Genomic DNA, 24794 nt, shown 5'->3' with positions numbered 1-24794 from the left:
TTCAAAAATAGCAGATATGGAGCCCAGTGGCTATGTGCGTATTCACAATATTCACTTTCCACACGAAAATCGCGCGAAAACTATGCGATTATTACGCTTCATTTAATCTTGGCGTAGTCATAATCTCATCGATACGAGTCTGACTAGTGGCTGTGTTTTCCGGCCATGTGTAGTTGCGGTCGGTTAAGTATCCGTCTTTTTCTTCTTCCTCATGGCGGCGTATACGAAGCGGCGAGATCTCATCATCTGCGCCTGGACAGCTGTTCGCGGATTGATGATTGGAAGCGGCTGACCATTGGCGTATCTGGTTAATCGTGGTCTCAACATGATCGATCCAGAGTACTGGCCCAGTATTGTGGTCTTCCGTTTTTGCGTAAGACCCGATATAGCGCGTGTAGAGCGCATCCATAATCATGACCGGCCACGCGTGGCGTAACCAGCAAGCCGGTAGCGCGTTATCGAGCTCGGGATTGACCCCACACAGCCAGTCTGCAAACCGTGCAACAACCCACATGCGCTGCTCAGCTTGTTCAATATTGTGGCTCTCATACCAGTTATACGGGTTATAAACTAAGGCACTTCGCTCGTCCTCGCTCTGATCTTTTGATGGTGTAGCGCGTTGAACATTGACTGCGGTTACTGGGGTTATATCACTCATCGTTGTTTATCTTCTGTTCTTATTCGAGGTCTTGGATACTGATTTGCTGCTCAGTTGTCATCTTGGTCAAGCACGCGTTCTTGGTATCCGCAAAATTTTTATTCCATCGTGCGAGCTTAGAGAAGTCTTTCTGGCCAAGATTTTTGGAGTCGAGATCTCGCCCATAATTATCCAATAAAGAGTGTAACTGGTAGCATTCACGCGGATACCCGTCGTGCGCGTCAATAAAATTGACAAGTCTCGTATCCCCTGCCGTGTAAGCCGGGTAGGCAATGTAATACAAGTTTGTTGCACTAAACCAAGCCTTCTTCTCGTATGTTTGCCATACTCGGTCGAGGTGTGCTTTCTTCTCCTTGAGCTGTGCTCCTGTAAGTTTCGTGTTATCGGCTAATGCTTCGTGAATAGCATCGTTTAATTCTTGGTCGGCTTTATCAAATTCTGGAGATGTTTGCCCCTGCCTAAGGAAGTCATTCAGTTTAGTTGTTGTGTCACCTTCGATAGGTTTCTGACTCAGGAACTGATCCCATGTGTGTGTCATGTTTTGTGCGTATGCGTGATACTGGTCAGTATTCGACTGCAACGGACTGCTATCGATAATCGTACGTGAGTGTGTACTTTTGCTTGGGGTATGTGTGGTTGATGTTGCGTCTTGCGTTGGGGTGAAGAGTAAAACTGCTAACGCGAAATAAGAAACCCACACAAGGATAGCTGTAAAGATTGCGGCAATCACGGTAATAGCCTTGTGGCGACGCGTGAAATTAAAGAATTTATGCTTCATCATGTGCCCTGTCTATTTTGTAGTCTCTCATCCAGAAAGGGATGAGTTGAATAAATCCTGGCCGGTGACTGGTATGGAGGTTGAGCGCGTTACCGTAGGGCAGGCGGCGTACCTCGTCGGGTTCCAGGACTGCTTCGCGTTCGCTTCTGATGGATGAGGAGGCACCGGAGAAGACGTTTGCGTTTGCATTATAGGATTCATCGGTATGTTGGGTGCGCCTATATCCTGTCAGCAGACTAATCTCTCTCAGTTCTTGCTCGATGGATAGGCCTCCCATAATGATTTTGTTGGACGACTCCCACATTTGTCCTTCTGCTTCATGGTACGCGTCTTGTGCTTGTTTGCGTGATTGGAAGAACGCGCATGGCCAGATTCCCTCACCCGTACCAGCGGTAAACAGTTGTGGTAGTTCTTGCCACGGCTCGATATTCGCTATCTCATCAAGTACGAGAGTCAGTGGTGGCTGTAAACGCCCACCCGATTTGGTAGGTGCGATACGGCGTGCTGCATCCCTGACCTGGGTGAGGAACATAGTGAGGAATACTCCGGCTGAAGCAGCGGACGCTCCAGCAGACGGACGCAGCTGAGACAACAAGTAAACCGTGTCATGGGATTGGACGAACCGGTCAATATCAAACAATGGCTCACCATTTGCTGGCGTGACGGCTGCGCGCACTTGCTCGATGGAGAGGGAGGAGAATGCTCCGGTCACGCCTAGCATTTTGCTACTCGTGATACGCGCGTCTTCCGCGACAAGCATTTCGATACTCGACGCCCACAACACTGCAGTACCATTTTCGCTATGTCGGCGAAGTATCTTAGCGGCCGTCTGGCACGACTGCGCAGACAAGCTCCACTGGTATACGTCTTCCAAGGTTTTACCTTCGAGAGCTGCTGCCAGGAGGAGTCCCTGAACAATATCGATAGCAGCGTTAGCCCAGGACTGATTATCACCTTTAATACCGACCGTATTAACCATGTTTTCTGCGCAGGCGCGTGCAACAACAGGGTCAACACATTTAGCGATAGGATTCCAATTCAAACGAGGAGGCAAGCTCTCATCCATTGCGGGGTTATCGCTTCCTGCCACATTCAACGGATCAAACAGATGACAATGACCAGCTACACCATGGAGCTTTTTGCGCGGGTTCACGCTGCTTGGCTCGTTTTGATACCGGTTATTCACGCTCCACCCCTGGCTGCGTAGCCGGTAAGTGTTATCGATGATGTCGCGCCTAGATGAAGTAGCAACCACTGCACCTGGTGCTTCCACAATCAAGGGCACAACAATACTGGTGGTCTTACCGCTTCTCGCTGGGCCGAGCACGTAGAGGGGTTGTTCGCTACTGGCCCACACGTTCACCCCATGGCATGTACCGATAGATACGCCCATCCAGCGTGCGGGGATGGGCTGGTTTTTTGGCCAGCCGTTTTCTCGTATTTCTGGTAGGACGTGTTCTGCAGCTTTGGACAGGCTGTGACTGGATACGTGCTCAATGACATCATGCTGTGTCATGAGTTCTTGTCTTGTAGTGAGGTCGTCAAGGTATCGTTGTTCACTTTTCCCATACGCCCACCAGAAGGTTAACCCGAGGATACAGAGGGGAAGCCCTAGACCAATAAAGAGTGGATAGAACCCAATATTGATTATCATGCATAGGATTCCAAGCAGGACCAGAATCATTCCTGGAGCGATGAAAATCGCTACACCGTTGTCTTTCTGGGCAAGTTTACGCACGAACCCGGTATGTTCAAGCAGGATAAAGCCGAGTCGTGTGGTCTTAAATCTGCTCCACGTGTAGAGGATTTTTTGTTTTAAGGTGTGTGTTTTTTCGTTTGTAGTGATGGTATCGATACCAATACGCCTATTATCAAAACTCATAATCGTATACTTCCTATCCTGCGCGCCCAGCGCTGGTATTAAAAATGTCCCATGCTGTTTGACTCATGAGCGGGTGTACTGCCTGTCGAAGGCTACTGCCGATGCGCCATAGGCCCACTCCTTGCCGCAGCTGGTCAATCATGTCGAGTTCTTCTTCAGTAATGTCGGGTATGAGGCTTTTGAGGGTTTCGATACTGTTAGAAGATTGACGGTACAAAATCATGGTTTCGCTTTTGGTCAGGATTCCGTTAATCATTTGCCTCATGCCACTACCCTTGTTGGCGAAAGCGTCGAGGTCTGCGAGCTCGTGAACAAGTAGCCAGTTCGATACTCCCAGTTCTCCGGACAATCGCATACGTTTATCCCATCCAGCAACAAGCTCAGGATTTGATAGAAGCCACCAGCCCTCTTCTGCAATAACGAGACGAAATATGCCATCTTTCGTGTAGCAGATACGGTCTATGGCTGCACTCATTGCTGCCGTGTAGGTGGCGCGTTTAATCTCATCATTATCATCTACAGACCCTGTATTGAACACAATCAGCGGCTTCGCTGGGTCGATGGTGACGGTGGATGGTTTTTCGAAGCTGCCTTTCAAAGCACCATCCACCAAACGATTAAATACGAGGAGCAAGGATTGGTAAGCTGCTTTAAGATCGTCGCCTTCGAGGCCCTTAATCTGAGTGGTATTTGGCCAGGTGGAGTCGAGCAGTTCCACAAGATTGGTAATGGTTGGCTGATCAAACCGGTTGCTCAAGTCACGAACCAGCGTGTCGATGAGGGCTTCCTCGCCCATCGAAAGAGGCACCGATGGACGGATAGCTGTCACCAAGCCGCGAAGAGCAGTCACTCTCAGGCTTATCTCCTCTGTCATCCATTGCTCAGTCGTGTAGGAGTCAGGCTTGACACCAGTGTCCAATGGGTTCAAATAATTACCATCGCCCACCGATATGATTTGTCCACCCACAGCTTTGGCGACGCGTGCCCATTCGCCTTTCGGATCGCCCTCAATAATCACATTACGCCCGTAAGAAATTTCACGCACGGCAAGTGTTTTCATACACATAGATTTTCCAGAACCCATGAGCCCGGCGATCATGCCGTTGACACTAGTAGTCAATCCTGCCCGGTAGGGCGCCCACGCGTCATAACGGAAAGGTACACCATTAATAGCGTCCACACCAATAATAGGACCGTCCAAGTGACTCATACCATGCGTCAATATCGGGTTTAAGATGCCCGATGACGTAACAGACGTAGAATGCCATGGAATCTGTGGCTTATATAATCCCATAAAACCAGTACCCATACCGAAGCGGGTTTTCATATTCTTTTCAAGAAAGAGGTTCTTGTCTTCTGGGTTCTTTTCGGGCTTGACGCGCGCTACCTTCATCAGCCGCGCATGCGTCTTATCCATTGCCGTAACTGTTGCCTTATACGCTTGATCAAGACGACGTTTATAGCCACGGGGAGGGTGAGCTAAAAACTCATCCACACTCAGCGCATCCATGCTTGCGATTTGGCGCGCTGTAAACTTCGGAAGCACGGCTGCTGCTTGAATGACACCTTCGCTCAGTGGCTTACCCTCATCTGTACTGTTATCAGTGATAGAACCGTAACAAGTGCGCGTATCAATATCCTTACCATCCATAACGGAACATTCCTCCTTTCATGTTTATCTGCCTGCTTGCCCTAGTGGCAGTGCACTTACCCAAGCGGCGTACTGTTGGCCATGCATACGGTCGAAATGCATAAATGTCATGCTCGTAATAATGTTCCTCGTTGTCTCATCGAGGAGCAGCTTAGATGGCGCAAGAATGGTAACAAAGCCTTGGAAATCAACCTCTGCCTTATGCACCACAAGCTCAGTCAAACGCTTATCCACCTCATCATCCTCAAGAATGAGGCGTGGGTCATCGTTCCTACCCATGTTCTTGTTAAGGCGTTTGATACGTTCGAGCTCATCCTTACGCGCGTTCAATGCTCTACGCGCTTTATTCTCCGGTTTCGGCTTAAACGCTTGAGTAAACACAATCTGCGCATCCCTGACGCTAGTAAGCTGGTGAAGAAAGCCAACCGTTGCGGGGTCGCTCGGCCACTTATCCACCCACAACGTGCGCGCATACGTATCGCCTACATGCACGTAATCCATGTATTCCCGATAATTCGACGCTACAGGAACATCATCATCCAACTCAAGACGCTCATTAATCGTGCCGTAAGCGGTGGCATCGCTCATGAGTTTCATCATCGCGCGAATCTGAGCCGTATTCTCCCACACGATACCCGCCTGAGAGTCAATACCTGCTTGTTCAAGCATATTAACCAAGGGGATTAAACGATCCTTTAAGAGTCCACTAATACCGGCTACGCCCCCACCATAATTCTTAACAAGATTCTTGGCCTTGTCTTGACTGACAGTCAAAGAGATAATCATGTCATGACTCATAATTACCCGCATATTTTCTGCCACCATGTCACGAATCTCATCAGCAGCAAACTCATTATTATCCGCAATCTCCACATGGAAGGGAGTCATCAAACTCCTGGATTGGATAGTCAACCGGACAATATCTGGGTACTCCGAAAGCTGGGAAAGCATGTGGGAGAATTGGCGAGCCCGCTCATCCTGCGTATCCGTGGACGTGAACACGAAAGGCTTACCCATACACCTCAGGATCGCTGTCGCCTGACTGTTTTCCTTGTCATACAGAAAGCTTGCACCTTTAAACTGAGTGTTCACTACCTCTAGTGGTTTCAAGCGTTGACCTGCCGCACCAGGAAGATCAATAAGACCAACAATCTCATCCTGACTAAGAGGGTTAAGAGTCCACCGGGTTTGACCCGTTACGCTACGAAGCGCGAAACCTAAGCGGATAGCTGCCAGTTGGATAAGACTTCTGCCCTTAATAGTAACCGCTGATAAGCCAGCAATACCCATCAGAATGATGTGCGGCGGTGTCCATAATGGTGCACCAATGAGAAGAATGAGCATCATGTATGACACGATGCCACCTATAATAATGACTTGATGCTTTTGTAACCACAACAGTACCCCCGTATTCGATACCGGACTAAAAGTTGCAGTAAAACGATGCGTAGTCTTCGCACTCATAATCCCTATGTCTCCTTGAATCCTAAAATCCGTTTTTACTTGTCAATATTCACACTGGCAGGAGTCGACGAATCCACACTCACGTGCACATTCACATCACTCTTTGATGCTGATGCTTCTTGAACGACTGTTTGGGATGGCACTGATGGAGGCACAGCTGCTGGTGTTGTGTGGATGAGTGTCGTAGTCGAGCCAGAGTCGCCACCCGTTGTCTGAATAACTGGTGTGGTTGCAGAGTCTGCTTGCCCCTTCGTATACTCCGCCGCAGGAGAATGCGCATCACGTACCTGGTTGACGATTTCACTAACCTGTCCTGCAGCAGACAATGTAGAGTTCACGCCACTCGGTGCGATACCAGTACCCGCCATACCTTGCATAAACTGGCTAATAGAAGCGAATGCTCCAGAACCTGTCTTCAAACCCGATATTGCAGACGATGTAGCGGTTGGGGATTCTGTGTCATTCTTCTCAGTAGAATCATCTGACGCTGTTTTCTTATCCTTCGATGAGGCAATATCGCCTATGCCCTCTGTGGTCTTGTCGGTCACCCCGTCCAATCCGCTCGTACCCGTGCTAGCAGTTGCCCCGGCACCCACCGTGCCCGCACCGGCTCCTGCACCAGCGAGCATGGTACCCGCGCCGATTGCTGCTGCCGCAGCAGTCTTAGCAACATCTACTGCGCCAGACACTGTTGAATGGCCAGCCGACGACGCGGCACGAAGACCAACACCCGCAGGAAGGAATGTCGCGACCATTTTGACAATTACCCACGGAGTTACACTCGCCAGAATCATGCCGACTACTGCTGTCAGATAGCCAAACATTTGACCGTCAGCACCCTTCATCAAGGCTCCACACAGGTAGATAATGATGGCGCAAATCGGTTTGAACAAGATGACGCCCGCCATCCATGAACCCCATTTAGAAAGCGAAGCCCTCAAAACGCTCCACGAGTTAATCATGGTCACAATAGGCGATAATCCAATACCCAGGATAATGAGGAATGTGCGGGCAGCCATCATCAGCATCAACACGAGAGAACCAAGAATAATAAGAAGGGCCAGAAGCATGGCGACGATAGAATTCATACTGCCCAAGCCTGCGCCAGTAAGCGTAAAGGTAATCTCAACCTTGTCACCAAACGCCCAGTGAAGAATATTATTGGTAATACCACCCTCTACTGCTAACGCTCTGACCGTCACGTTGATGAGTACAACGGTGATTGGCCATGCAAGGATAGTGCGAAACACCGTGGAAACCACACCACCCAAAGATCCTTTGAAAGCTTCTTGCACGATACCGACAACGCCAACAAGCACCGCGATAAAGCCCATCACACCGGCAACCTTGTTCACGACATCGAACGCGGTCTGCCACTGCGCTGTTGTCACGTTTCCAGCATTTAAAGCCCATGATGCTGTTGTTTTCCATGATTCGACTGCACCATCAACCATGAGCTTAGTGAGTGAACCAATAGGATCTAGAAGATCAAACTTCATAGCGCGTGTACCTTCCCAATAAAAATGTCACGACAAACAATAAAAAGCAATAACATGAAAGCGTGCATGATAAGAGTGAAAAATAGGTGACCTGTAAGTCCCAAGAAAATCGATAAGCATATGGTCGAGAAGAGGGAAAGAAACCTATACACTCACCCCTCGTGGAAAACTACAAGCCACCTATTATTGTTCTGCTCGTTACGCGAGTTGCTGTAGCGATGCCCAGTAGATAATTCCACCAGCACTACCAATAATGGCAGCAACTACCATCGCGCCGACAAGAATGCCCCAACTCTTTTGGGACATTTGATTTGCCATTCCCATTTTGCCTGCGAAAATCGATACACCAGCAACGATGAACAAGATGACCAGGACAGTAATACTCACACCTGCCACACCGCCAGCTATCGCATTAAGCTTTGACATGAATGGGAAGTACGAATAATTTGGCTTAATCTCGGACGGGTCAGCCAAAACAATTCCTTTCCATAATTCCATACGATATTTTCCCTCCCTTCCTGTTAACAGAAGAAATTAATAACCATTCAGAAAAACTTCCTCCCCTACGTACAAGCCTCAATCGTTTGCGCTGCTGAAGAATGCACAAACAACAAGCACGCAAGGGAAAATATTTTTCTACTTAATATGAGCGAATTCGAAAACGTTTTTTATATAAAAATCAGGGGATACTCGTTTATGCTAGTGTCCCCTGACCTTGTGCACGCACACGCGCGAAAATAAGCTATTGGATGTGGAAGAATTCTTTGAGTTTCTTGTTCGCGTTCCAGGCTTGGTCTGCGACCCATGTTCCTACTTTTTGCGCTCCGCTTTTCACTCGGTTCGCGAGCGATTGTGTCGCGTCACTTGCCGCTCCTGCGATATCGCCTTTGTTGAATTTGTTTTGGGCGTCTTTGGCTTTCTTATCCGCATACTTGTTTGTCTCGTCCGCATCCTTATAGCCTTGAGCAACCCTGGCATCATGAGTAACTTCCGCCTTCTCTTCCATGGTAAGGGCCGCGTTACCACTTGCGGATACAGTGACGGGATTATCATTCCACAAACCCATCTCATAACCCACCAGGCCACCCAGAGAGCCGATAACAAAACTTGCGATAAGTACGGAAATGAGGATTCTGTCTCCTATCGCATCATCCCATTTCGAGTCCGTGACTTTCGCAAGAAAAAACCGTAAAGCACCCGTAATCAGTGCAATAACCATAACAGTCAGAGAGATAGCAATGATACCGCCCACAAAAAGTGCAAGCTCGTCCGATGCCCAGGAATAATCTGGGCGAAGATTCACATCCATAATCTTGTTGCTCCTTAAAATCCTTTTACCGCTAAAAAATTGCGCGATGTTTAATACCAGTGGTGAGCCAGCCAAAAGGCTTTCGCCCCACACGGACTCTTATACCGGTTTTTGATGTAGTTCATACCCCACACGATTTGGGTGCCAGCATTGTCATGCCAGTCTGGGCCTATGGTAGCCATTTTGCTGCCGGGCAACGATTGGGGGATACCGTACGCGTCACTGGATGGATTGTCCGCATTCCATCGCCAACCTGACTCATGGTTCCATACCCATACCAGGCATCCGAACTCTCCTGTGTCAGAATCATCGTCATTCCACCCATATTTGCCCATGAGACTTTTTGCGTAAGCACGTGCCTGCTCAGGGCTGGCGTGGGTTAGATCATCGGGAACAATAGCAGCAACCGTTGTAGCATTATTCCCGCCGCTAGGAGACGTCATGCATGCGCTGGCAAGCTCTAAACTAGCCTGCGTGACTGTAGAGCTTGGATTGTTCGCTTGGCCTTGAGTGTTTGACGTATCACCGTTATACCGGTACACGTCATACAAGCTGGTCGTAATATTATGCGAGATACCAATTTCTTGCTTCGATCCTGTGCCCTGGTCTCCAGGATGCCCATCATCGATACCCCTCGGGGATGCGTGGCGCGCGCCAGCAAACAGGCCGCCGCCTACATATATTTCTGTATGTCTACTCGGATTTACGATAATATCGCCACGTTGGAGCTGACCGGGAGCGTCTTTGGGATTACCACTCCATGTCAGGTGAGTAAACCCGGCAGCCATGAGCACGCCTCCCATGTTATATGTTGTAAAAGGAGTCGCTACTTTGAGGCTCACTCCGGCGCCACGCGTTACTGCGAAGTACACTAACGATGAGCAGTCGTAGTCAGGATTTCCTCCTCTACGAGGCTGAGAATACCCGTGAGAATCATCTAATGCGACAGATTCAGCGAAACGAGCCAGATTTTCACGCACGGGATTATCAGAATGCTCAGGCGCCTTGTATGTCGCGTTATCTACCGGTTTCACACTCGCTATATTTCCACCCGCTGATGTGGCTCCTGTTTGGCAGCGTGCAATGGGGTTAACAAAAATAGTAAAAAATAGAGATAACACGACAATAATGGCTATCGGTACTGTGAAAAATCCCACGCCAACAACAAGAACGGTCGTGCCTACTGCAGAGGAGTTGTTTGTATTCATTTACTCGTCTGCCTCCTGCTCGTAGAGGCTGTTCTCGTTTTTTGCGACACTAACCCCATCCTTAAGAAAGAATTGGCTGGTATAAATAAGTCCCATAATCATGGCTGGGTGAGAACCCATATTGTGCCAATCCCAAGGAACGCCAACACTAAACCCGTGCCCGTGACGGGTAAGAGTTGGATGAAAAAGACGTAAAGCAGTTATTGCGATTCTGCGCGCAATATCGCCTTCCTCAAGCGAGACGGGCGGATTAGCGGCAACGTGTTCAACGATTGCTGCAGTGTCCAAGTGCAGCATACTCAGTGCTATTGCATATGCTAAGCAAGCGACTCGTTCTGCCGTCTGCGCATCAAGGTTTGGATAATACGTGCTTAGGCATAAGCGTATGTGTACGGCGGTAAGGTCGCGGCTGTTATGCTCGCTAATGACTACACGCCCCGCACCAATACGCACAGTCTCCTCATCACTACTACTGATAAAAGAGCGCAATGGGGTAAGGCGAGAGAGCATACGGTCAAGGATTTTTTCTTTGCCCTCTGATGGTTTATCGCCTGGGTGGGAAAGCTGGTGGAAGTATTTATCGAGTTGGACCGCTACCCTATCCTCGCTATCAACACTATGCTGATCATTGATAGGATATGGGTCACGGAAGGCAGCGATACGACTTATTACTGCCCCATGAGCTGCAACAGTGGGCTGAATAACTGTGTCGGCGATGTTTTGGACGCGTGCTTTACCGTAATTATCGATGAGACGTGGATAGTCGCTGATGATATCGATACTGCCCAGGATGGCACCGTTCCTATCAATCATGGTCAGGCTCCAGTCTTTACCATCCGCGATGCGTTGGAAACTGGTAGGCTCGAATCTAACCATTTTTAAGTCTTGACTACCATACAAGCGGATACGCGCATTATCTGGCAAATGTATGCGCGCGTGCAGCATTCCAGAACGCCTCTCCAAAGAAAAACGCTCGCTTATCCCATTCACACTGTCTACGCTTAGAGCGGCGACTAGTTCGTTCGATGTTGTTACCTCTATGAGAGGGGTGAGCGCGTCAAACTCGCGCATCGTGTGACGTGTAGAAACAAGCTGAGGAGTCAGCACAGGTATGAGCGTATAGTCTACTGCACGCTGGCGTGCAGTCAGCAGATTAAGCTGAGCCTCATTGACTGCCAAGAAAACTGGAGCCTTCACCCTCGTATACAGGGTGATAAGGCTAGGGAAATCATACGCATGACACGAGGCCACCAGCTCAATGAATGTCTTCCAATCCTCGCGGGTAAAACTATCAAGCTTGGTCTGAGCATCAATCAAATATTCGTTTACGGTAAGCATCTTTTCTCCTTGAGACTTAGAGGTGGTCAGGCAGGTTTGCTTCGCCTGGCTCTGCAGGAACACTCCACCCATGCGATGAGCCGCCATTACTTCCGCGTGGTGTTGGACTGCGTGGAGCTGTGCGTGGAGGAATGTAGGGCTGAGCTTGGCGAGGTGTAGCCTGCTGCGCCTGAGCCTGTGCCTGCGCTTGAGCTGCGGCGGCTTGGTCTGCTTGAGCCTTCGCAGTCATACTGTCGCTAACATGGCTCATCGCATCGGTCAAGGCTTGACGCTGCTTATCAAGATGACCCGCTGACGCAGTTTTTGATTTCACAGTTTTGCGCGTCTGCTCAATCTGAGTGTTGAGCTGAGCTCTGGTATTCTCGTCAGCCACCTGGCCTGTGGATGTGTCATAGAGTGCTTGCGCGGAATCTACAGTCGCTTGCAACGCTTGTAGCGCATTCTTGTACTCTTTGCGCGTCTTGGATTGACGTGTCTGGCGCATAAGACTGGTCAAACGTGTACGACGTGATACCAGCGTGTAGGATACGTTTGATACTTCTGCAGCTGTGGCCCGGTTACGTGTAAAAGAGAATACTCCACTCTCACACTGCACAGAGCTTATGGCAGGGATACGTGTAGCTGCTGCTTTTTTCAGACTGGTCAGTACCTTTGGCTTATCGACTTGACCCGCGTTCAGGCTCATGCTAAGTTTTCGGGCTTGCATACGAGTTTTCTCGTAGTTTCTCAGCTCTGTCCTATATTCGTAAGTCACACTCTCACATCGAGTGGTTTCGTGGCGCGCATACGCGTAAGCGCCACCCAATCCTACAGTCGATAAAACAATAAGCGAAACTCCAAGAGCAATAAACGGCGGAACATGAGTTGGTTTCTTACCTTCTATGAGTGATTCGTTCTCTTCCTCGCTGTTGCTGATGTCCTCAAGGAAGTCGCGCATACTCATTGGCTGCTCAGAAGATTGCGCTGGCTCGTCTAAGTACTCATCCGTGTTCGACTCATCTATGTTGTCAGTGTCGACGATACCCTCTTCTAGACTGTCTGTTTCTTCGAGGAGCGCCTCAACACCATCATCGCTTCCATCTACATCTGTAATATCGGACTCGTCAGTAAGCTCGTCTGTATTATCATGCTCAATAAGTTGAGCCAGAATAGCATCCGGTTCAGCTTCCGACACATCATCGTCTAGCAGCTCACCGATGTTCTGTGGCAGAATGTTTGCTTCCTCATGGCCTTCCTGCTCCGCCTCGTGCCTGCTTGTATTCTGCTCATTGGTTGAGGGGTCGAACAGGGTTGAGAAATCATCATCCACACCCTCAAACTCATCCTCACCTTGCTCGATGTCTGATTGTTCTTGTGATTTGGATGATATGAGAGATGAGGCTGATGCTAATGCGCGGCCCAGCCATGACTGTCTGCGTGGAGTGTGCGCGTCTTGTACGCTTTCTTCATCATTATGGGTGGCGTCAATGTCTTGAGCGATAAGTTCTTTCAACGCCTGGGCTTGCCGCTTTTTCAGTTCACTACGCGATACCTGTCCCAAACTTTCTGCTTGTTCGGGCGGGGTCTGCCGGGTAGTAATTTGGTCAAGGAATCCTCGCGGCTCACTATTATCTATACCGTACATGAGGGTTAAACCTCATCGTTCATAAACGCTTCAAAACCAGGAAGAACTTCTCGTCCCGGTGCGCTCAACGTCACAACAGTGCTTGCCGTACGCAAATCACCAACAGTTCTCAAGGCTTGCTGGATTTGTTCCACGTTCTCGCCCTGGAAGACAAGTTGTGCTTTTTCTTTTTCTGTCAGTTCTGTTTGTGTGTATGCCCAGTAAGCACCAAGCGCGAAAGAATCAATTCTTGTTGTATCGTCGTATCCTACGTAATCTCCTGCTTTTAGTGATGCTTTATCGTTATACTCGTTGACGTCATGAGGCAGAACGTTTTTGTGTGTGAGCTTATTTTTTACCTCGCGAATCTTGTCCTGGACCTTTAAAGGTAAGGGGGAAACAAAATCTGTTTGCTTAAGCCCAAAGTTCGGACGCATATTAACCCCCATGTACACAATCATGGCAAGGAAACTCATCGCGTTCATCAGGACAAGACGGCTTATGGTCAACGGCCTGCTCGTTATCGTGGCGACAGCTAATTCTGGTTGGACAAGAATTGCGAACGGTAGGGGAAGCTGACTAATAAAAGCAATAATCAGAGCCAACCACATTAACGCTGCACGCCAACGAGGGTATTTCGCGTCCGTCCAATACGAGACAGCAAGAAAGAGTATCGTACATAGCAGCATGAGGGGTGCCCACTTGTACGCAAAATCTTGCATGAGCGTGGCTGTGAAAAATTTGGCAGTCATCTAGATTAGTCCTTCTTGTTCGTCATGAGCGTCTTGCTCGTCTTTAATCCGGTTACATGCTTGATAGATCAAATCTTTAACCTGGGCGAGGGTTTCTACCCCGTCAGGCAGCCATACGATCGGCACGTCAACCCTGATAGTGTCAGGCTTGGTTTCACTCATCGCTTGGGAAAGAAACTCACTGGTGAGCTCTTCTCCACGGTTCGTGTGGATACGGATGAGGTGGGCCGCATTATTACTGAGTTTGAAGCCAGGATTCGCGGAGAGGAAGCCTACGATTATTAAGCGTTGCTCGCAGGTGAGTTGGAGGAGGTCTTTGACTGCTCCAGCGCTAACCCTCTTATCATCGATAAGCTCCAGCATGGTATCTTCTAACGCTGCTAGGCGTACCAGGCGGCGTACAGTAGATGCTGACTTCTTATACTGGCGACCCAATATTTCTGCAGTGGTGCCTTCTCCCGTGTTTTTGCCTTGATGGGACAGGGCTTGGTAGCGTTGGCGCATACTCTTTGCCTGCTCGCTCAAAAGCAGACGAGGCCTGTTGAGGTTCGCATCGACCATCATGACTGTTGCGGTATCATCATCCACGTCCACAATCAGGCAAGGCACCGTCTCTATTCCTAAGAGTTGAGCTGCATGCGCACGGCGGTGTCCACTAATAATCTCATAACTGTGATTATTTGCGCGCACGATAAGTGGCGTATGGATACCACCTTGTTCGATAGATTCCATGAGAGCTGCCATAGGAGCATCATCCATGACCTTGAAGGGGTGATTCGTAAACCCATGCAAGTTTGCGGTAGGCAGCAAGACTACTTCTTTGCCCTGGGTCGCAGTCTCAGCGGTACGGAAAATTGCAGACAAACCCTGACCCCTAGTAGCAGTCGACGGCAATGTGAAAGCGCTACTGACCATGATGTGTGCCTCCTGCAATCGGAGTGTGTGCGATGAGCTCGCTTAACACGTCTCCGTACTCGTAGAGTTTGTGGGGGTTTGTTCCTACAGCAAGTTTCAAGGGTTGACGCTTCTTGACCACGGCAGTAAAACGTGGGATACGTTGTTCGGCTAGTGCGGTTTCGAGTTCTTTGAACGCGGTCGTGTGTTCTTCCGCACGCACTAAAAGCACGCGTGCCTGGATAGATGTCTGAATGTTACTCATGACTTGCCAGGTTTGCATAAACTCCATCGGTGAATCACTCATGGGCACGATGACCATGTCTGCGTAAGCGATAGCTTGCAGCATCGTATCGCCACTCGGAGGAGTATCCACAAACACGAGCTCATCCACCTCTGTTGGCTTAGTCAGGGTGCTCCTGTTTGCAGGAATCACATCAAAGGGTAGAGGCTCTCCAAGTTCTGTGGCCTTGTCTGCCCACAAGCTTGCTGATGCTTGTGGATCAGCATCCCATACACTCGCCTTTAACCCACGCATACGCGCAGCGGCTGCAAGATAGAGCGCACTCGTGGTCTTACCCACTCCACCTTTAGCGTTCGCAATAACAATCTTCACTTCTGCTCCTTGAATCACAAAAAATTTGTTCTACTTAATGTGAGCAGAAGTGAAGAAAAGTTTTATATAAAAAATCACCCCTCATTTTCTTTATATAAAAAATGAAAAAATGTTTGCTCATATTAAAAGAGGGGCACAGTATGAGCTATCTTTTCTCATTCCTTTATTCCTTGGCTCATGCGCACGCCCCTGTGAACTTGCACAAGTATGAGAGAGCCTAAAAGGGGAGGTGAGTATGGGGCGTATCCAACACGTTTCACTTGCGTGGAAACTTACGGAAGAGTTGTCGTTACGAGATGCTGTGCGCGTATATACACGTCATGATGGCGTGTATATGAATGCGACACGGGAGCGCCTCATTAGCCGTGGCGAACCTTTAAGCCCGTGGGCGATGTACCTGGCAGACGGTTCAACCTACCAGTATGTGTGTTTTGATTTAGATGCTCACGATGGAAATACTCAATCGCGCGAGCTTGTCCAAGCAGATTGCGAGAAAATAACCACCATTCTTGATGACTGTCATATCGCCTATCTCGTATGCGAGTCTGGACCATCGGGTGGCCGCCACATTTGGATTTCCATGGTAGATTCCCTGGACGCGTCATTAGTGCGCAAGCTTGCTTACGCGATGAAAGCCCACACACCAAGTCTGGATATTACGCCTTTGTTAAACCCTGTGACCGGGTGCGTGCGCCCACCCTACTCACCACACCGCAACGGTGGACAATCCAAGCCTATCCAAGGTAGCGTTGACTGCCTTCTTATCCCAACCGTATCCGAGCAAGACATATGGCATCTCATCGACACGCTTGCCTCACTTGCCCCAGCTGATACTCATCCAGTTGACAGCGAGACAAGCCTAGAGGATGCACACGTGGATTCTTTTGGATTGCCGTATCTTCCAGGGATAAAACGCGAATTGCCGAAAGGCTCCCAAACAGCACTGAACGCACCCGTTAATAAGACAACGGACACGTCCAAGCGTTTGTGGGTTGTTGTTTTAGGTGCTGTGCGCGCCCACTGGCACATACAAGATCTCATGGAACTCGTCGTCTCGTCGAATGCTCCAGGACTAACCCACGCAAAATACGAGAACACGAATGCGGGTCGTGTACGCCGCCCCAAGTACGGCAGTCACAACACTGTCAGTGTCCTTAAACGCATGTGGGTGAAAGCCTACCAGTACATCACCAGTCACGAAACACAAAAAACTCAAGATTTTGACATACGGCTCACTTTGATTACTGCGAAGATAGAAAACCTTTACACGTGGAACAACGCCCGCACTATTAAAGGTATTGGTCAGGCTGTAGACCAGCGCGTCATGAACACACTGCTCTACAATGCCCTCAAAGCCGTTAACGATACTATCCAATTGGATTCTCGACGTATCGCCTTGACCTGCGGCATAAGCCACCAAACAGCATCTATGAGTCTACGCCGACTCGAAAAACAAGGCCACATTACACTCACCAAATCAGCACATGGCGTTGTCGCGCACACCTGGCATATCAACACAAACTGGAGTCTGGATGATTGTAAAAACGTTGAGAACACTGGGCTTGATAGTGGTTTAGTGTCTAGTCTTGCCACAAGTGGATACACGCCCCCAGAAAACTATTACACACTGCTCAGAAACACACTCCTCAGCCTGCTCGAAACATGGCTGAACATCACCAATCAGGACGCCTGCACCCACACCGGCTTAGGAATCTCCCAAGGAAACCAGCTTGCCACCAGCCATGCCTCCTCCCCGACCCCAGCATTGGATAGTCTTTACACATGGCTTGAGAAGAAAGCTCACAAGCTTGGCACTCACGGCTTGCATGCGGTTAAAACTGCCACGTACATGGTAGAACGGACTTTGTGGACGTGGTGGGTAAACGAGGTGAACGTTATGCAAAGCAGTCTTACCACGCATAGAATTCAGGCAAGCGAAGCGCACAATATTGAAAGTCTTGTACGTGCTCGTTTCCCACGCCACGGCGCATTACCTGACTATAAGAACGCAGCCACCCTGGTGGGGCAACTTCTATAACTTATGTGAGTTTATTGTGTTACGCGTGGAACAGCATTGTCCCGTAAAACACCTGCGAGTTCTTTATATGTCTTTTCCTTTTCCACCAAATTTTTCACCCAATGGTAGAGAGCACTATCGGTAAGCGTATCAGAATCCTTGAAAGTCAGATCAATCCCGCATCGATGTAGTAACGCTATTACCGTAAGAACGGTAGTGCGCTTGTTTGCGTCAGAGAAAGGATGGTCCGTTGCTAAATGGTATGCGAAATCTGATATCTGATCGAATACATCATCGTAATCATGTGTTGCTTCGATTGGTACACCATAATGAGAAATAAAACAGACATAAATAGCTGACTCAATCTTAGCGTTACTATCCAAGCGTTCAATATCCAAACCCTGCAACTGGATGACATAGTCATGATACTTAATAACATTATTCACAAGAGCTTCAAGCTGCTCTTGATCGTAGTCAAGGCAGCTTAATCTCATGCATCACCAAGAAGACGGAACGTATTACGATACTTGTTATATATATCGTGCATATCTTGCGTCATCGTGCCCTCTAATGTTGGGTAAGAAACTACATCATCCGAGTCAAGGATGTCCTTAATGGTAATTGTCTTATTGCGCGTACCGTCATACACGTTTTTCCATGCACCACCGTCTCGATGAGAATAGTCAACAAGATCAAAAGCAGTGAGAAAACCATACTTGTCTGCTACATGATCAACTATACGATTTACTTGTTCATCGTTCTTGACTACCCCTGCAGGAGTAAGATAAGCAGTCTTATGATGCGAAAATGCTCTATACACGTCAGGTTCTACCGGACCATACTGCCATGCTTGAATCTCAGACTCAAACAATGGCTTACCCGTCAGGCGCAGTGACTCTACCTGAGCGAAATATACCAGTTTATTCAAGGACAAGTTAGAAAGGTATAAATCCGAATGACGCATAATGAAAGTGTTTGCTACGTCTAATGCAGTGACCATCATTTTTCCTTCCTTATCTATCCTCAATACTTTAATTTTAGAGTAAAGATAAGATAATACACCCAATTTTGCGTATGCACAAGACCGCTTGAAAATAAGAAGGGGCGCAACCATTCACGAAGAATTAGCTGCACCCAGTTATAGGAAAAGAAACTCTCGTTATGCTATATAAGCGAACGACTGAGGAGGCCTACTAATCTGTGGCGCATACTCGTTTAATAATGCAGGTGCTTCTAAAGGCGTAACTTGTTTAAACTTAATCGCATAAGCAGCATCTGTATCATGAAAATAGTTCTTATACTTGTCATAAGAGATACCGCCACATTCATGTGTATCATGCCATAATCGTTCTGGCGTATCGGTAAGAATAGCGTCGATACTCGCTTCTGCTACCACACGCTGCACAGGAGCGGAGGAATAAATCACTATAGTGTCTACGTCGTCGCGTTTGAAAAGTTTACGACGGAATTCGAAAATTTTTTCTCCTGCAAGGATCTTATTCACGTATTCAGGTTTAATCGATAATAAAACTTTCACCTGTTCCTCCCAACTCGATAATTTTTCTCAGCTGTGCTGAAGAGATAAGCTGTCCAGCAGGATATTCCCCATTCATAAGTCCTGCATCAAGCAGCTGCCCACGTGTAGGATATGGCGTGTGGAAAGAGAAATTTTCCAGGAACGTAAGAATGTATGGGTATTTTCCCGTTCTGTAGAAATTTTTTAATTCGTCTTCGGTGAAAACACTTCTACCTCTCTCGTATCGTTTAAATTCATCAAAGGTTTTAAAATCACGAATATTTTTTACCTCTACAACTGTGCAGAAAGCAGTGACAACAGCAGTATATCGAGCAACCGTACCCCTTGGCGCCGTGCGATAGATAAGAAGAACATCTCCGGCACGCAATACACCAACAGCAGATATAGATGTTAAATAAATCTTCTCTATTGAATTTACACGCGTCTCGTCGGGGATAATTGTCTTGCTCTCATTTGCAAGACGACTCGTAAAAAGCCGTTGATGCCACAACGGGTAAATTGGCAGGAACGTTGCTTTTCTGCCATACGACAATAGTGGAAAAGCTATGCTTCTTGTATCTTCTTGTATATCCAAAAATGGGTATCTCTTGTACACATCAACTGCATGATCAATGTGAGCTGGCCGGACTTTAACCCATACCTCTTCCTCACCTTTACTGCCGTATCGTTCAAAACCATATTGTTCAAACATATGACGGAGCCCTTGCGTATGAGGAGCATCAAACGTAGTAACGTACACGTACGGGTATTCACCAGCAGCAAAGGTACGCATAGTAATAGCAAATAGACGTTTCCCAATACTAGAGTGATGATCAAAGTCTACTTTAAAAGTCCCAATTTTTAATCTACGACCACTAAGAATAGGCACTACAGAGTAATCATCATCATTCTCTTCCTTGAGATATAAGAACGCAACAATGCTACTGTCCTCATATACCGTATAAGCCTTCTCACCGGCAGCAGCCTTACGATTAAACCAATCATCAAACCCAGAATAACTTTTGCGCAGACTATCAAAGAATGGATCTTGGAGATCAAAATCGGAAAATAAACGATACTCTAATACATCACTACTCATTTTCGCCTCTTTCAAACAAAGAGTTAACAGTAACCTCATGCCCCAATCGTGCAACATACACACATGTTCCTGAAGTCATAGGAAAAAGTTCATCTACTATTTCGCGCGGCACCGCAGCATATTTCTGTATAGTCGAACGATCAGATATAGGTACGCTTAACGATTCCTTAATCTGCCAAAATCCTAACTGCTTACCTGTTGAGGCACTCACGTATCGAATAACTCCAGCCGAACCAAAAGGCTCAGTACGTACTTCAAACTGTTTTTTACCATTTCGTATTGATTGATAAATATCATCACGAATCTTCGCACTAATTACTGTTGTTATTTTCATGAGTGTACCTCTATTTTCTCATCAATCCAGTCACTCAGTATATCCGCCATAGGACGAGACTGTTCGATGGCGTATCGCTTCAATGCTTGATGTCTTTCCGCCGTAATGAGCACATTTAACTGTCGCAAGGGAGTATCTCCTTCTCGCGTGCGTCTTTTCAGCGTCACTACTCTATGAACCATAATCAGCCTTTCTAGTTTTCTATTTTACTAGAAAACTAGAAAATAGTTTTAAAAAGAAGATAGATAAATAAAAGAAACACAGCAACAAAAACAGAAAGGGGCGCAGCCACCCTGTGAAGAGTGGTTACGCCCCTTGTAGTCAATATCACTTGAGAAGAAGACAGTTTCTTATTCTAATAGCTAGTGGCGGTGTGATGCACGCACACGCGCGTAATAATTATGGACTTCTCCCAAGTTATCTATCTGTCGTGTCTTATTATCATGCGTAAAAACACTCAGGTATGCTTTCTTGAACAGGTTATTAAGCATGATGTTTGGCCGGATACTGACAATCATGCGGGTAAGGCTGTCCCATTCTTTCGCGGAATATTTTTTCGCGTATGTTTTCTCCATCAAGACCACGCAGTGGGTAGCATGCTCGAGAATGTTGGGGTGGGCAAATCCTCCTGCTGCTGCGACAAGCATGGTCACGATTTTTTCTCTGTTCGTTTCTGCGCTTTGGAGGTCTCGCCCGTCCATGACAAGAGTCTGCATAAATGTAGGTTCAGTTTCCGGATACTGCTCTACCCCATGCTCTAATGCCGTGGGTGCGCACGTGACTCCTCCAGAGAGGATATTACGACGGAATTCTTGCAATGTGAATGATACAAGTCGTGTACTCCATGCGTACACGTTACCTTCGCTCGGGTCTGTGTCTGTAATATCCCAGCATGGTTTCCATTTATCCCACATGCGCTGCTGGACTACACTGACTAGGCTGTTTACAGTTTCGCCTGTTGAGTAGGCCCATGGTCTTACTTGCGCTGTAACGTTAATTTTTTCGCAGACACTCATGATGCGTTTAATACGCGTGTACGCGTTCCATTCCTCGACATCATTGCTCAGTTTTTCTTCCATGATGTGTTGCCTCATCTCTTCCTCAAACAAACTCTCCATACCTGTTCCCCTGTTTTAGAAGCCTTCCATGAGGTCTTTGAGTTCGTCTTCCTCTTCCTGCATTGCTTTCAAACGCTTATCTTCCGCATCGTCTACATCAATGGAATACACGCGTGGAGTCTCCGAGCTCATGGATTCGATAACCACATCGAGCGTGTTTTTCAGGTTCTGCGCCAGACGTATGTATTCATCACGCTGTTTCTTATCCAGGCGTAAGCGGATATCTTTAATACGAGCGGTCATGGAAAGAGTCATTTCGAGTGGCTCCATCAAACTTTTTGCGAAGTCACTAATACTCATTACAAACTCAGGGTCGAGATGCTTGTATTGGTTATCATCGGAGTAGAGTTTGAACGCGATACGCTGCCTAATATATTCCAAATAGGTTGCTGGAGTCTGGATGCTCTTATACACGATCTTGCTGAACCACACGTCATGTATAGCTTGCTCGATACTAGTCGGCTGTTGTGGTAAGAACATCCACCCGTCTTGCTCAGCAAAACGGGTAGCAGCCTCGGCCGGTGTCATGCTCGCGATATGAGAGAGTTTGCCCTCATCAGTCAACTCCTTCGCACCTGTAGAAGCTACTACAGGAGCAGAAGTAGGAGCAGATACAGGAATTGCAGTCGCAGTAGAAGTTGCAGCAGGTGTATCATTTTTGTGTTGTTCATAGTTTTTCTGAGACTGTTCCAACGCGTCCTGAGCAACCATATCTTCCTGATATTGACGCCATTCCTTGCGCATCTCATTAAACTGATACGACAAAGTCTCCTGAGATGCGTGGCAAATCTCACCCAAACGAGTAAGCGAAGTTTCACTACGCTGAGTTACCCCATTCTCATCCTCATACTGGAGAACGAGTGGAGATAAGCGTGCCACTGGTGCTTTCAACCATTCATAAATACTTGCCGGTGTAATAATTTCACATGCAATATGATCACGCAGAAGCAGAGTCGTTCCGTCTTCGAGGAAGGTGTAGTCTCCATGCTTGTGATACTTCTTATCTGCCCAGCCTTTAGGATCAGTTAACCATTGCGCACCATGAACGCTGAGACCGAGCTGGTCTGCGACGTATGCGATAGATTCCGACTGGTCAGGGTCAAGCTGAATCAAGCGCGCACGAACAAAAAGACTGTTAATCGCATCATGCTTATCGTTATAAGCATGCATAGTCTCATTTGCTGTTGCATGAGGGATACCAAGTTCTTCTGCAGCTTGACGACGAGACTTGCCCTCCACCTCAGTCAAGTACATGATTTCCAAGTAATCACGAATAATGAGTTCCGCCCCGCGCTTATCGCTGTACGTTTTTCGATCAAGCGAGATAGAAGTCGTTGACTGTTCAGGTGTTCCGTTGTGGAACACCTGAACACTGGCATTTTCTTCATGGACAGGTGTTCCACTATGGAACACCTGTCCACTCGCAGCTTTCATTGTGGATTGCAAATCGCGGTGCACTGTTGCGACGCCCACATTAAGCAGACTTGCAATTACGCGAGTAGACATATTAGCCTGTTTAAACGCTTGGACTATTTGACCTCGCGCTTCACGCGACTTAATCATTTTGAGCTCACTAAACTCAGCCTTGAGATAGTCTTGAAAATTTGCATAGCCTAGAATCGCGTCTGCTTGACCACTGTATGCCTCATTGATAGTGTTTTCGAAAGTTGCTATCTGATTGACAAGCTGGTCATGCATATCCTGAGCAGATATAAGCTCATTACGACCACGAGCCGTTACCTTATTCGCCCATTCAGTCTGCTCTTTACCAGAGAGCGAACGAACTCGTTGACGTTGTGCTTCATCGACATCGAAAATAGAAGATGGCGTATTAATTGAGACAAGCTCATTGATGTTTGAGGTGTTTGAAGATACAGTGGTATCAATAAAATTGTTCATTGTAAGTACTTTCTGTTTGTTTTTTGAATTGGCGTTCAGAAATAGATGATTGACTTACTTAACTTCCGCCGTACTGCAATACGACGGAAGTTTTTTCTTTCTATGAAATTATCGAGGTAACAGGCATATCAAAATAAGCAGAATAAAACGTAATATCGTCTGTATTCCACGGTCTTTTATTCGATAACTTGTTCGAGAATGCACCCTGCGTAATTCCTCGTGCCTGCGCAAGTTGCTCTTGCGATATTCCACGCGACTTCATTAATTGCCTCATATTTTCTGTGATATTTAACTGAATGGCGTTCATGTTTAATAGTTTAACATTTCATAGCGACATATTGACAAGTGTTATTTCATTATGACATAATCACTTTTATGAAGAAAAATATTGAGCCTACTGAATCATCCGCACAAATGCAGACGATAATCACTGACAATATCCGTCTGCGCTATACACTCTCAGGTTGCGATCAATATGAATTCGCAGATGCACTACACATATCTCGAAGCAACGTCTCACAAAAACTTAATGGACGTGTCCGTTGGACTCTTGACGATTTAGCCAACGCAGCGGAATTCTTCTCCGTATCACCAGCAGATTTACTCTCTACAGAGTCCATTCAAAGTCTTTTACCTAATAAGATAGCCACCACCGCTCCACGTTATCTCATAAACCCAGAAGATAGAGATGCAACTGATTCACATCGTTCACAATCTCAGCTTCATCGCCAAGCCACGCGTATAAACGGTATAAAAAAGTGCCCCCACACAGACTCGAACTGTGAACCCACGACTTAAAAGGACGCTGCTCTGCCAATTGAGCTATAGGGGCAACGTCAGATACTATACCATCTTTAGATGAACAAAGCAACGCGTGCCGTAAAATTCTCGAAGTTGTGTCACACGCACCGACCCTGCTCACTACTCTACTAGCAGTTATCTATTCAAATCATTGTGATGTAGATTAGGTTCATGGTGAACTATTTGGTCGAGGAACGAGTACTGTTAAATCTGTTGCAATCTACGAAACAAGAGCAATAAATTAGTACGAGAGAAGACTGAACATGGCATCCATCAAGAAGAGATGCCGTAGGCGTGTTAATCGTTGGGTGTTGGGGCGTGACACTGTTGAGTATCGTCAAATAGCTCCAGGAGAGAA

General features: G+C 47.4%; 25 protein-coding genes and 1 tRNA gene. 2 read left to right on the top strand and 24 right to left on the bottom strand.

Translation table 11 applies throughout. The features are described from left to right. Positions 1 to 91: 91 nt before the first annotated feature. The 14 genes from ACFQY8_RS07750 to ACFQY8_RS07685 form a co-directional block, all read right to left on the bottom strand. Positions 92 to 658 carry a hypothetical protein gene (locus tag ACFQY8_RS07750; RefSeq protein ID WP_377939389.1) on the bottom strand — a complete coding sequence of 189 codons (567 nt, stop codon included), beginning with the start codon at positions 656 to 658 and terminating at the stop codon, positions 92 to 94. A 19-nt stretch (positions 659 to 677) separates the two neighbouring features. Continuing rightward, complete coding sequence (locus ACFQY8_RS07745) at positions 678 to 1439, bottom strand: hypothetical protein (protein WP_377939388.1); 762 nt, start codon at positions 1437 to 1439, stop codon at positions 678 to 680. Continuing rightward, the gene (locus tag ACFQY8_RS07740; RefSeq protein WP_377939387.1) at positions 1426 to 3318 is read right to left on the bottom strand and encodes a type IV secretory system conjugative DNA transfer family protein; all 1893 of its coding nucleotides are present in this window, start codon (positions 3316 to 3318) and stop codon (positions 1426 to 1428) included. Before ACFQY8_RS07740 ends, ACFQY8_RS07745 begins: the two co-directional genes overlap by 14 nt. Before the next feature lie 13 nt (positions 3319 to 3331). Then, a complete protein-coding gene (locus ACFQY8_RS07735) occupies positions 3332 to 4969 on the bottom strand; it encodes an ATP-binding protein (RefSeq protein ID WP_377939385.1) in 1638 nt (545 codons plus the stop codon). 24 nt (positions 4970 to 4993) lie between these two features. Continuing rightward, positions 4994 to 6433: an SCO6880 family protein gene (locus ACFQY8_RS07730; protein WP_377939384.1), complete on the bottom strand. Its 1440-nt coding sequence runs from the start codon at positions 6431 to 6433 to the stop codon at positions 4994 to 4996. 35 nt (positions 6434 to 6468) lie between these two features. Next, positions 6469 to 7932 (bottom strand): hypothetical protein, encoded by a 1464-nt coding sequence (locus ACFQY8_RS07725; protein ID WP_377939383.1) that lies wholly within the window; start codon positions 7930 to 7932, stop codon positions 6469 to 6471. Positions 7933 to 8130: 198 nt separating this feature from the next. Continuing rightward, on the bottom strand, positions 8131 to 8430 hold the full coding sequence (locus ACFQY8_RS07720) for a hypothetical protein (protein ID WP_377939381.1): 300 nt from the start codon (positions 8428 to 8430) through the stop codon (positions 8131 to 8133). Positions 8431 to 8674: 244 nt separating this feature from the next. Continuing rightward, the gene (locus ACFQY8_RS07715; protein ID WP_377939380.1) at positions 8675 to 9241 is read right to left on the bottom strand and encodes a hypothetical protein; all 567 of its coding nucleotides are present in this window, start codon (positions 9239 to 9241) and stop codon (positions 8675 to 8677) included. Between the two features lie 50 nt (positions 9242 to 9291). Next, positions 9292 to 10449 (bottom strand): aggregation-promoting factor C-terminal-like domain-containing protein, encoded by a 1158-nt coding sequence (locus ACFQY8_RS07710; RefSeq protein ID WP_377939379.1) that lies wholly within the window; start codon positions 10447 to 10449, stop codon positions 9292 to 9294. Continuing rightward, positions 10450 to 11787, bottom strand: a complete 1338-nt coding sequence (locus ACFQY8_RS07705) for a hypothetical protein (RefSeq protein ID WP_377939378.1) — start codon at positions 11785 to 11787, stop codon at positions 10450 to 10452. Between the two features lie 16 nt (positions 11788 to 11803). Beyond that, entirely contained in the window at positions 11804 to 13411 is a 1608-nt protein-coding gene (locus tag ACFQY8_RS07700) for a hypothetical protein (RefSeq protein WP_377939377.1), read from the bottom strand. A 5-nt stretch (positions 13412 to 13416) separates the two neighbouring features. Beyond that, entirely contained in the window at positions 13417 to 14142 is a 726-nt protein-coding gene (locus tag ACFQY8_RS07695; protein ID WP_377939376.1) for a hypothetical protein, read from the bottom strand. Further along, positions 14143 to 15057: a ParB/RepB/Spo0J family partition protein gene (locus tag ACFQY8_RS07690; protein ID WP_377939374.1), complete on the bottom strand. Its 915-nt coding sequence runs from the start codon at positions 15055 to 15057 to the stop codon at positions 14143 to 14145. After that, a complete protein-coding gene (locus ACFQY8_RS07685; RefSeq protein WP_377939373.1) occupies positions 15047 to 15652 on the bottom strand; it encodes a ParA family protein in 606 nt (201 codons plus the stop codon). Before ACFQY8_RS07685 ends, ACFQY8_RS07690 begins: the two co-directional genes overlap by 11 nt. Positions 15653 to 15887: 235 nt before the next feature. Between ACFQY8_RS07685 and ACFQY8_RS07680 the strand changes: the two genes are divergently transcribed. Next, a complete protein-coding gene (locus ACFQY8_RS07680; protein WP_377939371.1) occupies positions 15888 to 17690 on the top strand; it encodes a hypothetical protein in 1803 nt (600 codons plus the stop codon). 11 nt (positions 17691 to 17701) lie between these two features. Here ACFQY8_RS07680 and ACFQY8_RS07675 read toward each other — a convergent pair whose 3' ends face one another. The 9 genes from ACFQY8_RS07675 to ACFQY8_RS07635 all read right to left on the bottom strand — a co-directional run bounded on the left by ACFQY8_RS07675 (position 17702) and on the right by ACFQY8_RS07635 (position 23942). Beyond that, positions 17702 to 18163, bottom strand: coding sequence for a Fic family protein (locus ACFQY8_RS07675; protein WP_377939369.1), 462 nt, complete (start codon positions 18161 to 18163; stop codon positions 17702 to 17704). Then, the gene (locus ACFQY8_RS07670; protein WP_377939367.1) at positions 18160 to 18672 is read right to left on the bottom strand and encodes a Panacea domain-containing protein; all 513 of its coding nucleotides are present in this window, start codon (positions 18670 to 18672) and stop codon (positions 18160 to 18162) included. Before ACFQY8_RS07670 ends, ACFQY8_RS07675 begins: the two co-directional genes overlap by 4 nt. Positions 18673 to 18828: 156 nt before the next feature. Continuing rightward, a complete protein-coding gene (locus ACFQY8_RS07665) occupies positions 18829 to 19173 on the bottom strand; it encodes a hypothetical protein (RefSeq protein ID WP_377939365.1) in 345 nt (114 codons plus the stop codon). 10 nt (positions 19174 to 19183) lie between these two features. Next, entirely contained in the window at positions 19184 to 20284 is a 1101-nt protein-coding gene (locus ACFQY8_RS07660; protein ID WP_377939364.1) for a hypothetical protein, read from the bottom strand. Next, entirely contained in the window at positions 20277 to 20618 is a 342-nt protein-coding gene (locus ACFQY8_RS07655) for a hypothetical protein (protein WP_377939363.1), read from the bottom strand. Before ACFQY8_RS07655 ends, ACFQY8_RS07660 begins: the two co-directional genes overlap by 8 nt. Next, on the bottom strand, positions 20615 to 20746 hold the full coding sequence (locus ACFQY8_RS07650) for a hypothetical protein (RefSeq protein ID WP_377939361.1): 132 nt from the start codon (positions 20744 to 20746) through the stop codon (positions 20615 to 20617). The genes ACFQY8_RS07655 and ACFQY8_RS07650 overlap by 4 nt, the downstream gene beginning before the upstream one ends. A 234-nt stretch (positions 20747 to 20980) precedes the next feature. Next, positions 20981 to 21736: a hypothetical protein gene (locus tag ACFQY8_RS07645; RefSeq protein ID WP_377939359.1), complete on the bottom strand. Its 756-nt coding sequence runs from the start codon at positions 21734 to 21736 to the stop codon at positions 20981 to 20983. 15 nt (positions 21737 to 21751) lie between these two features. After that, entirely contained in the window at positions 21752 to 23635 is a 1884-nt protein-coding gene (locus ACFQY8_RS07640; protein WP_377939358.1) for a hypothetical protein, read from the bottom strand. Between the two features lie 100 nt (positions 23636 to 23735). Next, on the bottom strand, positions 23736 to 23942 hold the full coding sequence (locus tag ACFQY8_RS07635) for a helix-turn-helix domain-containing protein (protein WP_377939357.1): 207 nt from the start codon (positions 23940 to 23942) through the stop codon (positions 23736 to 23738). Positions 23943 to 24010: 68 nt separating this feature from the next. On the opposite strand from ACFQY8_RS07635, the gene ACFQY8_RS07630 reads away from it, so the two are divergent. Next, positions 24011 to 24433: a helix-turn-helix domain-containing protein gene (locus ACFQY8_RS07630; RefSeq protein ID WP_377939404.1), complete on the top strand. Its 423-nt coding sequence runs from the start codon at positions 24011 to 24013 to the stop codon at positions 24431 to 24433. Here ACFQY8_RS07630 and ACFQY8_RS07625 read toward each other — a convergent pair. Further along, positions 24395 to 24467 (bottom strand) — tRNA-Lys (locus ACFQY8_RS07625). The genes ACFQY8_RS07630 and ACFQY8_RS07625 overlap by 39 nt on opposite strands. Positions 24468 to 24794: the final 327 nt, after the last annotated feature.

The organism is Alloscardovia venturai, assembly GCF_042676605.1.
Lineage (GTDB): Bacteria > Actinomycetota > Actinomycetes > Actinomycetales > Bifidobacteriaceae > Alloscardovia > Alloscardovia venturai.
The sequence above is the reverse complement of the archived record's forward strand: the minus strand, read 5'-3'. Positions and strand labels throughout refer to the sequence as shown.